General features: G+C 66.2%; 13 protein-coding genes and 1 rRNA gene. All 14 read right to left on the bottom strand.

Going from position 1 to position 13,729, the window contains the following annotated elements; genetic code table 11:
* Nucleotides 1-241: 241 nt before the first annotated feature.
* Nucleotides 242-1,761 (bottom strand): 16S ribosomal RNA (locus ACOQPE_RS11320).
* A gap of 491 nt (nt 1,762-2,252) precedes the next feature.
* Complete coding sequence (gene tyrS, locus ACOQPE_RS11315) at nt 2,253-3,524, bottom strand: tyrosine--tRNA ligase (protein WP_420609016.1); 1,272 nt, start codon at nt 3,522-3,524, stop codon at nt 2,253-2,255.
* A gap of 41 nt (nt 3,525-3,565) precedes the next feature.
* Complete coding sequence (locus ACOQPE_RS11310; RefSeq protein WP_420609015.1) at nt 3,566-4,333, bottom strand: ABC transporter permease; 768 nt, start codon at nt 4,331-4,333, stop codon at nt 3,566-3,568.
* Entirely contained in the window at nt 4,330-5,328 is a 999-nt protein-coding gene (locus ACOQPE_RS11305; protein WP_420609014.1) for an ABC transporter ATP-binding protein, read from the bottom strand. Before ACOQPE_RS11305 ends, ACOQPE_RS11310 begins: the two co-directional genes overlap by 4 nt.
* Nucleotides 5,325-5,633 carry a hypothetical protein gene (locus ACOQPE_RS11300; RefSeq protein ID WP_420609013.1) on the bottom strand — a complete coding sequence of 103 codons (309 nt, stop codon included), beginning with the start codon at nt 5,631-5,633 and terminating at the stop codon, nt 5,325-5,327. The genes ACOQPE_RS11305 and ACOQPE_RS11300 overlap by 4 nt, the downstream gene beginning before the upstream one ends.
* Before the next feature lie 124 nt (nt 5,634-5,757).
* The gene (locus ACOQPE_RS11295; RefSeq protein WP_420609012.1) at nt 5,758-6,006 is read right to left on the bottom strand and encodes a hypothetical protein; all 249 of its coding nucleotides are present in this window, start codon (nt 6,004-6,006) and stop codon (nt 5,758-5,760) included.
* A gap of 31 nt (nt 6,007-6,037) precedes the next feature.
* Nucleotides 6,038-6,763, bottom strand: coding sequence for an NUDIX hydrolase (locus ACOQPE_RS11290; protein ID WP_420609011.1), 726 nt, complete (start codon nt 6,761-6,763; stop codon nt 6,038-6,040).
* Entirely contained in the window at nt 6,718-7,329 is a 612-nt protein-coding gene (locus ACOQPE_RS11285) for a DNA-3-methyladenine glycosylase (protein ID WP_420609010.1), read from the bottom strand. Before ACOQPE_RS11285 ends, ACOQPE_RS11290 begins: the two co-directional genes overlap by 46 nt.
* Entirely contained in the window at nt 7,329-8,801 is a 1,473-nt protein-coding gene (gene argH, locus ACOQPE_RS11280; RefSeq protein WP_420609009.1) for an argininosuccinate lyase, read from the bottom strand. The genes ACOQPE_RS11285 and argH overlap by 1 nt, the downstream gene beginning before the upstream one ends.
* A gap of 12 nt (nt 8,802-8,813) precedes the next feature.
* Nucleotides 8,814-9,275: an arginine repressor gene (gene argR / locus ACOQPE_RS11275; protein ID WP_420609008.1), complete on the bottom strand. Its 462-nt coding sequence runs from the start codon at nt 9,273-9,275 to the stop codon at nt 8,814-8,816.
* Nucleotides 9,272-10,231: an ornithine carbamoyltransferase gene (argF, locus tag ACOQPE_RS11270; RefSeq protein ID WP_420609007.1), complete on the bottom strand. Its 960-nt coding sequence runs from the start codon at nt 10,229-10,231 to the stop codon at nt 9,272-9,274. The genes argR and argF overlap by 4 nt, the downstream gene beginning before the upstream one ends.
* Entirely contained in the window at nt 10,231-11,505 is a 1,275-nt protein-coding gene (locus tag ACOQPE_RS11265; protein ID WP_420609006.1) for an acetylornithine/succinylornithine family transaminase, read from the bottom strand. The genes argF and ACOQPE_RS11265 overlap by 1 nt, the downstream gene beginning before the upstream one ends.
* Before the next feature lie 91 nt (nt 11,506-11,596).
* Nucleotides 11,597-12,496, bottom strand: coding sequence for an acetylglutamate kinase (argB, locus tag ACOQPE_RS11260; protein WP_420609005.1), 900 nt, complete (start codon nt 12,494-12,496; stop codon nt 11,597-11,599).
* The gene (gene argC, locus ACOQPE_RS11255) at nt 12,493-13,560 is read right to left on the bottom strand and encodes an N-acetyl-gamma-glutamyl-phosphate reductase (RefSeq protein WP_420609004.1); all 1,068 of its coding nucleotides are present in this window, start codon (nt 13,558-13,560) and stop codon (nt 12,493-12,495) included. The genes argB and argC overlap by 4 nt, the downstream gene beginning before the upstream one ends.
* Nucleotides 13,561-13,729: the final 169 nt, after the last annotated feature.

The raw sequence follows: 13,729 nt of genomic DNA, 5'->3' as shown, positions 1-13,729 counted from the left end.
ATCAAATCTCCTCTGCCACAGTCTCAAATGTGACAGTCGCAGAGGACTTTGATGCTCGTGCATCGCTATGCAGTTATCAGAGAGCCGCGGCGTCAAGGCGCGACGCAGCGCTCCCTGGCAGCAGAACAGAGGACGAGCTGATTATTGCCAAATGGCTCTAGACAGCACCAGTGCTCCAACTGGGAATCTCCGTCTGAGATCTGAGACCACGGTGGTCTCATTCTCGGAGGTGACTCCTTAGAAAGGAGGTGATCCAGCCGCACCTTCCGGTACGGCTACCTTGTTACGACTTCACCCCAATCGCTAACCCCACCTTCGACAGCTCCCTCCCTTGCGGGTTGGGCCACTGGCTTCGGGTGTTGCCAACTTTCGTGGTGTGACGGGCGGTGTGTACAAGGCCCGGGAACGTATTCACCCCGGCGTTGCTGATCCGGGATTACTAGCGACTCCGGCTTCATGGAGTCGAGTTGCAGACTCCAATCCGAACTGAGACCGGCTTTTTGGGATTCGCTTGACCTCACGGTTTCGCAGCCCTTTGTACCGGCCATTGTAGCATGTTTGCAGCCCTGGGCATAAGGGGCATGATGACTTGACGTCGTCCCCACCTTCCTCCGACTTGTCGCCGGCAGTCTCCCACGAGTCCCCGCCATTACGCGCTGGCAACATAGGACAAGGGTTGCGCTCGTTGCGGGACTTAACCCAACATCTCACGACACGAGCTGACGACAGCCATGCACCACCTGTGATGGGACCATAAGGAGGCCGCATCTCTGCGGCTGTCCCCAACATGTCAAACCCAGGTAAGGTTCTTCGCGTTGCCTCGAATTAAGCAACATGCTCCGCCGCTTGTGCGGGCCCCCGTCAATTCCTTTGAGTTTTAGCCTTGCGGCCGTACTCCCCAGGCGGGGCACTTAATGCGTTAGCTACGGCACGGATCCCGTTGGATGGGACCCACACCTAGTGCCCAACGTTTACGGCGTGGACTACCAGGGTATCTAATCCTGTTTGCTCCCCACGCTTTCGCTCCTCAGCGTCAGTACCGGCCCAGAGTGCTGCCTTCGCTATCGGTATTCCTCCTGATATCTGCGCATTTCACCGCTACACCAGGAATTCTACACTCCCCTACCGGACTCTAGTCATGGCAGTATCGAGTGGCGTCTCAGAGTTGAGCCCTGAGTTTTCACACCCGACTTACCAAACCGCCTACGAGCCCTTTACGCCCAATGAATCCGGACAACGCTTGCGCCCTACGTATTACCGCGGCTGCTGGCACGTAGTTGGCCGGCGCTTCTTCTGCAGGTACCGTCAATTTCGTCCCTGCTGAAAGGGGTTTACGACCCGAAGGCCTTCTTCCCCCACGCGGCGTCGCTGCGTCAGGCTTTCGCCCATTGCGCAATATTCCCTCCTGCTGCCTCCCGTAGGAGTCTGGGCCGTGTCTCAGTCCCAGTGTGGCTGATCGTCCTCTCAGACCAGCTACCCGTCGATGCCTTGGTGAGCCGTTACCTCACCAACAAGCTGATAGGCCGCGAGACCCTCCCGGAGCACCGGAGCGTTTCCTGAACGCACCATGAGGTGCAAGCAGGGTATTGGGTATTAATCCAGGTTTCCCTGGGCTATTCCCATCTCCGGGGTAGGTTTCTCACGTGTTACTCACCCGTTCGCCACTCTCCCATTGAGACCGAAGTCTCGGGGTCGTTCGACTTGCATGGATGAAGCGCGCCGCCAGCGTTCGTCCTGAGCCAGGATCAAACTCTCCGTCGAGATCAAGCCCACGATGTCATGCGGCTGAGCCGCGGTCGATCGCAGGCACGATCGAAGAGCCTGTGCCACGATCCGAGGGAAAACCCTCTTCCCGCGGCGACTGGCTGGAATTGGTGCACCGTCGCATGTGGGTTCGCACGAGGCGAGCCCGATGAGACGGCACGAACAAGTTGGTCCCCGGTCATGGGTAGACCGCGGACCGGCTGTGTGGTTCGACCAGCGGCTGGAATCCAGCAGCCGATCGCCCGCACTGGCGTTTTCGTCCTCTGTTCTGTTGTCAAGGAGCGCTGCTGAGGCGAATCCGCCGGCAGCTGACACTCGATCGGCGCCTGCCGCTGCCCTCTGCGAAAGAGTGCTGCGGGTGACGCCGCCGGAGGTGTCGGACCCCTCTGGACGGCGTTGCCGCCCCTGAGGGGGACGCATGAGACTACAGCGGCCGACCCACCTCCGCAACCACCCTCAGCAGCCGATTCGGCGCGATCGCGCAGGATTCAGGGAGCAGTCGCGACATGCCAGCGTTTCTTGCCGCGCCGCAGCAGCACATAGCGGCCATACAGCAGGTCATTGGCCCCGAGCTGGCGGTCGGGATCACTGGTGCGATCCCCATTGATGTACACGCTGCCCTCGGCCAATGCCCTGCGCGCGTCGCTGCGGCTCTGGGCCAATTCGGCATCGACCAGCACATCGACTACAGACGCATCAAGTGCTCGCAGCGGGGCCGAGGGAACTTCGGTGGCCACAAACGCCAGCGCCGGCGCTGACACCTCGCTCAGTGACGCCATCCCGCCGAACAGCACCTCGCTGGCACCGGCTGCAGCCGCGGCCGCAGCGTCGCCATGCACGATGCTCGTGATCTCGGCCGCGAGACGCCGCTGCCCCTCGCGCCGCCCGGGGTCGGCCTCGTGTGCAGCAGCGATCTCAGCCACCTCGGCCATGTCGAGGAAAGTGAGCTGCGCCAACAGCTTTCTGACGTCGACATCGTCGACGCCGATCCAGGCCTGGTAGAAGCGGTACGGACTCATGGCCTCGGCGCTGAGCCACAGCGTCTCGCCGCCTGCCGTCTTGCCGTACTTGGTGCCGTCGCTGCGCGCGAGCAACGGCCAAGTCAGCGCATGGGCAGCGCGCCCGAGCCGGCGGCGGATCAGGTCGATGCCGAGCACGATGTTGCCCCACTGGTCAGAACCGCCGACCTGCAGTTCGCACTCGACGTTCTCCGCGAGCCACAAGTAGTCGTATGCCTGCAGCAGCATGTAGCTGAATTCGGTGTACGACAGGCCGTCACCCTCGTCGAGACGGTTGCGAACCGACTCCTTGCCCACCATCTGCTGCACGGTGACGTGCTTGCCGACATCTCGCAGGAAGTCGAGCACGCCGACGCCGACGGTCCACGCACGGTTGTCGAGCAGGCGCGCCGCGTAGGGCCCGTCGTCGAAGTCGAGGAATTGGCGCAGCTGCGGCACGATTCCCTCGAGATTGCCGGCCAGCGCGTCGTCATCGAGCAGGTTTCGCTCGGTCGAGCGTCCGCTGGGATCACCGACCATGCCCGTTGCGCCGCCGGCCAGCGCGATAGGGCGATGTCCTCCGAGCTGCAGCCGCCGGAGCGTCAGCAGCCCCATGAGATTGCCCACATGAAGGCTTGCAGCGGTGGGATCGAAACCGCAGTACACCGTGATCGGTCCGGACTCCAGCCGCTGCGCGAGCGCCCGACGGTCTGTCGTCTGATGGATCAGTCCACGCGCTTCGAGGTCGGCCAGCACGTCCACACCGCCAGTCTGCCGGACAGCCGTCGCCGCGAGACCTCCGGCTAGTTGCGAGGCGTCCAACGGAAGAAGCGCAGGGTGACCAGCACCCCGAACGCGCCCCACACCCCGAGGATCGCCCAATGCCACGCCGGCATCGGTACGCCTTCGCTGAATGGGTCGAAGGTGCGTCCTAGCGCGACAGCCAGATGCTTGATAGGGAATACATCGCCGATGAAGGTCATCCAGCGCGGCGCTCCGTCCGACGAGATGAACACGTCGGACACGAAGTACAGCGGCAGCACGCACATGTTCGTGATCGCCGGAGCTGCCTGCTCACTGGTGCACACGCACGTGATGGCGAGCCCCAAGGCCGAGAACGCCGCTGCGCCCACCCCGAGCGTGATGAGCAGGCTCGGCACCGCACCTGGCTGGACTTCGACGCTGTAGCCGAGCCAGCCGATGCCGATCACGAGTGCTGTCATGAATACGGTCAGCACCAGCGATGCAGCGACCTGCCCGCCCACATAGACCCACGGCGGCAGCGGCGTCGCGCGCATGGCTTTGAGCACGCCGCTCTCGCGCCTGATGACCGTGACGATGGCAGCGTTCATGAAGTTCGCCGACACCAGCGCCAGTGCCAGGATCCCCGGGACGTAGACGGTCGCGACGCGCGCTCCAGTCGAGCTGATGATCTCGTTGCCGAAGATCGAGGTGAAGATCACCAGGAAGATGATCGGCAGGACCACTGTGAAGAAGGTGGCCGCCGGGCTGCGCCGGAAGCCCAGCAAGTTGAAACGCGCCTCGCTGCGCAGCTGCCCCAGGCGGGTCATGAACCGTCTCCCGACGATGAGTCCCCAGTCAGTGCCAGGTACGTGTCCTCCAGCGTCGGCGGTTGAACAGCCAGTGAGTCGAGCCGGGTCCCGGCCGCCTCGGCGGCGCCGAGCAGCTCGCGCACGACCTCGTCTACATCACGCGTGGCGAGCGCAGGCCGTTCGACTTGTCGCTCGGTCTGCCGCTCAACGGCCGCCGTGCCGACAGCGGTCCGGGACCGCATCGACGCATCCTGGCCGCGGAGCAGATCTCGCAGCCGATCAGGCAGCACCCCAGGGCTCAATTCCGCGGCATCCCAGCTGATCTGCGAGGGCATTGCGACTTGCGCCGCCAGTTCGAGGGCAGTGCCATCGGCCACGATGCGGCCCCGCGAGATCACCGCGATCCGGTCTGCCAGTTGGTCTGCCTCGTCCATGTAGTGGGTGGTCAGCAGCACGGTCACACCCAGTGACCGCAGACCGTCGATGGTCTGCCACGCCTCGCGGCGGGCAGCAGGGTCGAATCCGGTCGTCGGCTCATCCAGAAACACGAGCTCGGGATCGCCCACGAGGGCAAGCGCTACGGCCAGGCGCTGCTGCTGCCCTCCCGACAAACGGCGAGTCCGGGTACCAGCTGCCTCGGCAAGCCCGACAAGCTCCAATACCTCTGGGGTCGGCCGGGGCGACCGGTAATACGCCGACCACATCGTCACGATCTCCGCAGCGGTGAAGTCGCCCTCGTGCTTGGCCCCCTGCAGAACGACCCCGATGCGCTCTCTCCAGTTCGCGGTGGCCTCCGCCGGATCGACGCCCAGCACCTGCACGTCTCCAGACGTTCGGGTGCGGAGGCCTTCGAGTATCTCGACGGTCGTGGTCTTGCCGGCCCCATTGGGACCCAGGAAAGCCACGACCTCGCCGATCGCGACCGACAGGTCGACGCCGGTGACCGCCTCGACTTCCCCGTATCGCTTGTGAAGCCCGGTGACCTCGATGGCAAGGTGTGCCTCGCCGCTCATCTCGTGTGTCCACCAACTGCGGCACTGCCGTGACTGCTGGCGAGGCCATCGCCGGGGTCATCGGCCGGAGCGTCGATGCCGTCATCGGCGTAGCGCTCGGGATGGGCGACCTGCGGCCGCACTGCTGCTGCGTACAGCAGGACACCCAGCGGACCGCTGTAGACGATCAGCAGGACCCAATGCCAGCGACGCTTGCCCACCTGCTCAAACCGATCGCGGCCCAGTCGGGCGATGTCGACAATTCCACCGGCCATGATCAGCGCCGCCACAGCGGCTGCGGCGATCAGCACAGCGCCGAAGTCCACCCGGTCACGCTACCGGTGCTGCCGCGTGCGGCCCAGAGGCGGAGCCCCGGGCCCAAGCGGCCCGTGAGCGCCGTCACAGGCAGAACGGCGAACAAGAGCGCCAAGCACGGAGCGGGCGATGCCTTCAGACGCCCAGTGATGTCACGGCGTCCGCGATGTAGAACCCGGCACCGGCGATTCCTGCGACGAGGAAGCCGATTCCTGCTGTCCAGAGCGTGCCATTGAACAGCAGCCGTCCGCCGGCGGCCAAGACCACGGTGACAGCGATCACGGGCAGCACCGAGCCCGGCAGGAAGGTGACAGCAATCCAGCCCAGCACCAGACCGCACAGCAGCAGGACGATGTTCTCGACCAGCTGCAGCACCTGATGCACGTAGCCACCGTACGCGCCAGCAGCAACGCGCCTACTCGTCGCTGCGTTGCCTCAAGGTGCGGGCGAGGTCGAAGCCGTATCGGGCCAGACGGCGCGTGCTGGCGTCGAGTCCCAGCTCGGGCTCGGTGAGTTCGTCGTACCTGATCCACTTCAGCTCTTCGGACTCGTGGTTGCCGCGCGTCACGGCATGGCGTGGTGCACGAACAAGGAAGCGCACGTCGAAGTGAAGATGATCTGGCTCGGGGTGCCTGCGGTTGACAAACAGGTGCACGTCAATGTCGACCGGTTGGCTCCAGACCTCCAGGCCGTCGATGCCGGTCTCCTCGGTGGCTTCGCGCAGGGCAACACCTGGGAGGGAACGCTCGCCATCGGCATGACCGCCCGGCTGCAGCCAGCGACCGATCTTGCGGTGCAGCAGCACCAACCCCTGCGTTGCGTCGTGGTTTACCACCCAGGACGATGCCGTCAGGTGTCCGGCCGCACACGAGCGATGGAGCGCATCGGGATGACGCGCGGCGAAGCCGATCAATCGTCGCCGGTGCTGAGCCTGGACGCGATCTTGAGGCTCGAATCGCTCCACGGCCTCGAGTGCCACGGCGAGGCCGGCTTTCGCATCTGATGAACCAAGCTGCCGCACCGCCGGGGCAGCCGCGTGCCAACACGGCTCCCGAGTGCCGCTGTCGCGTGCCGGCGAACGGTTGCCCCGCAATGTCACCGTTTGCTCACGTGCGAGTTGCCGGCTACATACCAGCGCCATGGCACGTCGGTGCCGCGGCTGATGCCGATGCGGGTCGTGCTCACAATGTCCGCCGCAGTCCAGCCGTCGTCGCGGATGCTGAGTCCGCCGTCGGTCGTGAGGTCGCAGCCGTCGTGGGCACCATCGATGCCGAAAGCCTGGGTGAGCTTGCCCGGACCCGAGCACAAGTCGCTGCCGCCGATCGATCCTGGGGTGCGACTCCGCCGCGCCGCCATGGAATCAGTGCCGTGCACCGGCTCGAGCGCTCGCAACAGGACCGCGTCGCCGATTCCGGTCGGCGCACAGACTGCGTTCGCGCACCAGTGCATGCCGTAGATCAGGTACACGTAGAGGCGTCCTGGCGGCCCGAACATGGAGGCGTTGCGAGCCGTCGGGCCGCCACGCGAATGTGCCGCGGGATCTCCGTTGCCGCAGTACGCCTCGACCTCCACGATGCGGCCCGCGCGCAGCGTCCGGCCTGAGCTGTCAGGACCTTGGACCAGCAGCTTGCCGATCAGGTCGGGAGCAACCTCGGTTGCCGGGCGCTCGTAGAACGCCTGTGGCAGCGGCTCGCCCGCTGGCACCATCAATGCCCGGCTTGGGCGTCGCTGGCCGCGGCCAGTGCAGCGTCGAGACGGACGAGTTGAACCTCCACGGCATCGGGGCCGCCCGCGCCTGGCGTCGAGCGGCTGCGGTAGGCCGCGCCAGGCGCGAGCAGTTGCGCAGCCTCCGGGCCGAGATCCGGGTGCGCCACCACCAGTTCCGTCAGGCGGTGGGAACGCACAGAGGCGTCGGCGTCGTCCAGCGCCTGACGCACGAGCCCGGCGATGACTCCATGCGCATCGCGGAAGGGCATGCCCCGGGCCACCAGCCATTCGGCCAGGTCAGTGGCGGCCGCGGAGGGGTCGTCGGCACCCGCCGCCATGGCCGCTGCATCGAATTCGACGGTCTGCATCAGGCCGTCGAGCGCCAAGATCACCAATCGCACGGTGTCGACGGCGTCGAAGAGCGGTTCCTTGTCTTCTTGAAGGTCCTTGTTGTAGGCGAGCGGGAGCCCCTTGAGCGTCGCCAGCAAACCTGTCAGGTGACCGATCAGCCGTCCGGCCTTGCCGCGTGCCAGCTCGGCGACATCGGGGTTCTTCTTCTGCGGCATCATCGACGAGCCAGTTGCAAAGGCATCGTCGAGCACGACATATCCGAACTCGGCGCTCGACCACAGCACGAGCTCCTCGCCTAGCCGAGACAGGTGAATCCCCGACATCGCCAACGCGAACAGGGTGTCGGCCACAAAGTCGCGATCGCTGACGGCGTCGAGCGAATTCTCGAAGACCGCTGCGAACCCCAGATCGGCAGCAGTCGCCGAAGGATTCAGCGGCAGCGTCGAGCCTGCGAGTGCGCCGGCGCCGAGCGGCGAGACATCCGTGCGGCGCCTGGCGTCGCTGAGGCGCTCCACATCTCGCAGCAGCGCCCATGCATGCGCTGCCAGGTGATGCGCGAGCCCTACCGGCTGCGCCTGCTGCAGGTGCGTGTAGCCAGGCAGTCGTATGCCTGCGCCCTGGGCCTCTCGTGCCCTGGCGGCGAGCGTGCCCGCCAGGCCCAGCACCAGCCCCGTCAGCTCATCGATCGCGCGGCGGGTCCACAGGCGCAGATCGGTCGCGACCTGGTCGTTGCGACTGCGACCGGTGTGCATCTTGGCCGCGGCGCCGCAGAGCTCGGTCGCGCGGCGCTCAACGGCTGTGTGAATGTCCTCGTCGGTCGGAGCCCAGACCATACGGCCCTCGGCGATCTCGATTTCCACCTCGTCGAGAGCCGCCACGATGTCGTCACGCTCGCCGTCAGGCAGCAGACCCACTGCGGCCAGCATCGATACGTGAGCCCGTGACGCAGCGACGTCCTCGGAGAACATGCGCTGGTCGAACGGGAGCGAGTCGTTGAGCGACGCGAGGGCATCCGCGGGCGCGGCGGCGAAGCGGCCGTGCCACAGGGTGGCGGGGCCGATTCGGGACGGGCCGATCGGTTCCGGGGATGTGTCGTCGGCAGGAGTGCCGTCAGCAGGCATCGGACAGCACGCTCACAAGTCGGCCAGATCCCGGCAGTGCTCGGCAACCGCCGGGCCGCCGAGTTCCTCGGTGGCCACGATGAACAACGTGTCGTCGCCCGCCACCGTGCCGACCACGCCGTCGACCGCACTGCGGTCGATCGCCGAGGCAACGACGTGCGCCGATCCCGGCGGCGTGCGCAGCACCACGATGTTCTGCGACGAGCGCACGTCAAGCACCCAGTCCGAGAACACTCGGCGCAGGGTGTTCGGCGCCAGCGCCTCGCGCGCGTCGGCTTCGGGCACCGCGTACACGGTGCGCCCTGCAGTGCGCATCTTGGCGACGCCCAGCTCGTCGAGATCGCGGCAGACGGTCGCTTGGGTGACCTCCACTGAGCGCTCCGCCAGCAGGCCGACCAGCTGCGCCTGGCTGTTGATCTCGTGACTAGCCAGCAGCTCGCGGATGAGATGCTGCCGCTGCGCCTTGGTGCTCATGATGCTGCTCCCGACGACGCCGCTCCATGCGGCGCTGAACCGGCCGACGCCGCTCCATGCGGCGCTGTGCCCGCCAGGAAGGCCAGCAGGCCCCGAGCGGCATGCATCCGGTTCTCGGCCTGCTGCCAGATGCGGCTGGCCGGACCGTCGATGACCTCTGCAGCCACTTCTTCGCCCCGATGCGCCGGCAGGTCATGCAAGAAGATGGCATCGTCGGCAGCGAGCGACATCAGCTCCGGCGTGACTTGGTACGGACCGAATGCTGCCAGGCGCTCGGCCTGCTCGTCTTCTTGGCCCATCGAGGTCCATACATCGGTGTAGACGACGTCGGCGCCCGTCGCTGCCGCTGCGGGGTCGTCCGTGACGGTGCACTCGCCGCCCAGTGCCGCTATGCGATCCAGCGTCGCCCCTGACGGTCCGTAGCCGTCTGGCACCGCGAGCGTGCTCGGGATGCCGAGCATGGCGCAGCCGATGGCCAGTGATCGCCACACGTTGTTGGCGTCGCCCACAAATGCGACGCGCTCGGTGCGATCGAGACCGATGCACTGCGAAACGGTGAGCAGGTCTGCCAAGGCCTGGCACGGGTGTGCATTGTCGGAAAGCAGATTGATGACCGGCGCCACCGCGCAGGCCGCCATGCGCTCGAGGTGGCGGTGCCGAAAGACGCGGACGGCGATGATGTCGTGGAAGCAGGCAAGCGTCCGCGCGATGTCTTCCGCGGTCTCGCGAACGTCCATGCCCACTTCTTCGGGACGGATGTAGACGGGATGCCCGCCGAGCTGGTGGACCGCCATCTCCATCGAGTTGCGTGTGCGGTTCGACGGCTTCTCGAACACCAATGCAACGCCGCTGCCCTGCAGGACTGGCGGCGCAGCTTCCGGGGCGCGAGACGACATGTCGAGCACCCACTGCAGCTCGTCGGCCGACAGATCATCGACTTCCAGGAAGTGACGCATCAGCCCAGCTTCCCGTTGCCGGCGAGCACGCTCGCGAAGATTGCGAGGCCCTCGTCGATCTGCTCGCTCGAAACGACGAGCGGCGGCGCGAAACGCACGGCCGTGGGCGTAATCCCGTTGATCACGAGGCCGGCCTCGAGACACGCAGCAGCAATCTCGGGACCGCTGCGACCGGTGGCATCGGTGTCGAGCTCAGCCGCGATGAGCAAGCCGAGGCCGCGGGTGTCGACGACGCCGGGAACGCCCATGAGCTTGCCGGCGAGCTCTTCGCCACGGGCAGCAGCCACCTCAGGGGCACCGATTGCCTCCATGGTGCGCAGCACGGCACGCGCCGCGCTCGCGGCCAGCGGCTGCCCGCCGAACGTCGTCGCGTGATCGCCCGGCTGGAACGCGGCGGCGACCTCCCGGCGCGCCCAGACAGCACCGATCGGCACCCCGTTGCCCAGCGCCTTGGCCATGGTCACGATGTCGGGTCGAGCTGCGCCGGTCGGTCCCCCGGCCGGGTCGAAGTGGTGGTTCCAGGCAAACCACTCGCCCGTGCGCGCCAAGCCGGTCTGGACCTCGTCGACGATGAACGCCATGCCGCGCTCGTCGCAGATCTCACGGACGCGGTGCAGGTAGGCGCTGTCGGCAACGTTCACGCCCCCCTCGCCCTGGACAACCTCGAGCAGCACTGCACAGCAGCTGGGATCCAGTGCTGCCTCCAATGCATCCGCGTCGTTGTATGGCACGTGACGGAAGCCTTCGGGCAGCGGCTGGAACGTCTCGTGCTTCTCGGGCTGTCCGGTGGCGTGAAGCGTCGCCAGCGTGCGCCCATGGAACGAACGCAGCGCACTGACCACGACGTAGCGACCGCGACCGCCGTGCTTGCGCGCCAGCTTGATCGCCCCCTCGAGCGATTCGGCACCGCTGTTGCAGAAGAAGACCTGCCCGCCGCCGCCCTGCAATCGGTCGATGGTCTGGGCGACCTCGACCTGCGGTTCGGTGCCGAACAGATTCGACACGTGCAGCAGCGTGCGCGCCTGCTCGTTGAGCGCATCGGCGACCGCGGGGTGGGAGTGGCCGAGCGACGTCACCGCCAGCCCCGCCAGGAAATCCAGGTAGCGCTTGCCGTCGCGGTCGTAGAGCTCGCAGCCGCTGCCGCGCACGAACTGGACCGGCGGAGGCCCGTAGGTCGGCATGAGCGGGCAGTGCTCCAGCTCTGCGGCACCCATGGCGGCCGCGTGGGGCGACAGCCCGTTCGTTGCACTTGTCGCCGTGGTCGTCTGTGTCATGAGATCGTGGCTCGCTCTCGGTATCTCGGGTTCTCAGGTTTCAGGTACTCAGGTTTCAGGTACTCAGGTTTCGGGTACTCAGCGGTCTGGGCTAATGGCCGGTTTGCAGGGCTGTCGGCCGATCACGGGTGATCATGGTGCCGACACCGGCATCGGTGAACAGCTCGACGAGCACAACGTGCGGAACGCGGCCGTCGAGAAGGTGTGCGCTGTTGACGCCGTTGCGTACGGCGCTGATGCAGGCTTCGATCTTGGGGATCATCCCGCCTGCAATCGTGCCGCTCGCCAGCCGGGCAGCCAGCGAGTCGGCCGTTGTCTGCTCCACGAGCGAATCCGGGTCGTCAACATCGTCGAGCAGTCCCGCCACATCGGTGAGGTACACGACCTTCTCGGCATCGAGAGCCGCGGCCACTGCGCCGGCGACCGTGTCCGCGTTGATGTTGTATGCCTGCCCCTTGGCATCGGCGCCGATCGTGGAGATCACCGGGATCAGCCCCTCCGCAAGCAGCCGTTCCAGCAGGTCGGTGTTCACATCGGTGACCTCGCCCACGAATCCCAGATCAGGGTTCCGGGCGGTGGCGGTGATGACTCGGCCGTCTTCGCCGGAAATGCCCACGGCCAGCGGCCCGTGCACGTTGATGGCGCCGACGATGTCGCGGTTGACCTTGCCGACCAGAACCATGCGTGCGATGTCCAACGTTTCCGCGTCGGTGACCCTCAACCCATCGCGAAACTCCGATGTCTTGCCGAGGCGTGCCATGAGATCGCCGATCTGCGGGCCGCCGCCGTGAACCACGACCGGCGCCAGGCCGATCTGGCGCAGCAGCACCATGTCGGCGGCGAAGCCGTCGGTGAGCGCAGTGTCGACCATCGCATTGCCGCCGAACTTGACAACCACCACCTTGCCCCGCCATCGGCTGATATACGGCAGCATCTCGACGAGCAGCTCGGCACGCTCGACCTGCTGGGCGTGGACGTCGTCCGTAATCACGGCATCAATCCTGTCGTTGGCAGACCGGCTGTCTCGGGGAGTCCGAGTGCGATGTTGGCGCACTGCACCGCCCCGCCGGATGCACCCTTGACCAGGTTGTCGATTGCGCTGAGCACGACCAGCCAGCCAGTTCGGGGATCCACCCTGGCACTCAGATGGCATGTGTTCGCACCGAGCGTTGCCTTGGTATGGGGGGCATCACGGTGCACCACCACGAACGGCTCGTCGGCATAGAAATTTGCCAGCACACCGAGCGCGTCATCGGTGGACAGGCCTTCTGACGGTCGGGCGTAGCAGGTCGCCAGAATGCCGCGCACCATTGGCGCCAAGTGCGGCGTGAACAGCACTTGGCACCCGGTTGCCTGCTCGATCTCCGGCGTGTGACGGTGGCTAAGCAAGCCGTAGGCCACGAAGTCTGCGTCGACGCTGGAGAACGTCGTGTTGGGCTTGGGCGCCCGGCCTGCGCCGCTGACCCCCGACGCGGCATCGATCACGACCCCGCTCGTCGAGATGTGGCCGCCGCGGGCGAACGGCGCCAGGGCCAGGGCAGCAGCCGTTGGGTAGCACCCGGGCACGGCGACGCCCGCAGCGCCGCGCAGTGCCTCGCGGCCGAGCTCGGGAAGCCCGTAGGGCAATTCGCCCAGCAGCTCTGGCATCGGATGAGCTGCGCCGTACCACTGCGGGTACAGCTCCGGGTCGGTCAGCCGGAAGTCCGAACCCAGGTCAACCACACAGCCGACGCGCTTGTACAGGTCGGCAACGACGGGCGCGCTGGCCATGTGCGGCAGGCCCAGGAACACCACGTCGAGCCCGACGAATATCTCGGGGTCGTATGCGCAGTAGCGAAGACCGCCGTAGTCGGCCGCCAAGCTGGGGTACAGGTCGCGGACCGCAGCACCTGCCTGCGTGTCGCCGGTAACAGCGACGACGTCGAATGACGGGTGCACTGCCGCCAGTCGCAGCAACTCCGCGCCGGTGTAGCCGGACGCACCCACGATGCCGACGCGCACCGGCGCCGCCGATGCCGTACTGCTGATCGCGTTCGGGCCGTTGTCTGTGTCCATTGCGGCGTGCCCATCTGTGAGATCGATGCTCACTGTACCAAGCGCTCAGCCGAACTATGCATAAACACGCAAAATTATTCATATGCGCGGCCGGACTCTGCAGAATCGTCCTAGCCCAGACGGGAGACGGGCCGTGTGTCACCGTTCCTGCTCAGGACTGCGCTGAAAC

It is taken from the genome of Candidatus Poriferisodalis sp. (genome assembly GCF_965219595.1).
GTDB lineage: Bacteria > Actinomycetota > Acidimicrobiia > Acidimicrobiales > Poriferisodalaceae > Poriferisodalis.
Note: the sequence above shows the minus strand (reverse complement) of the source record. Positions and strands in the feature narration are given on the sequence as shown.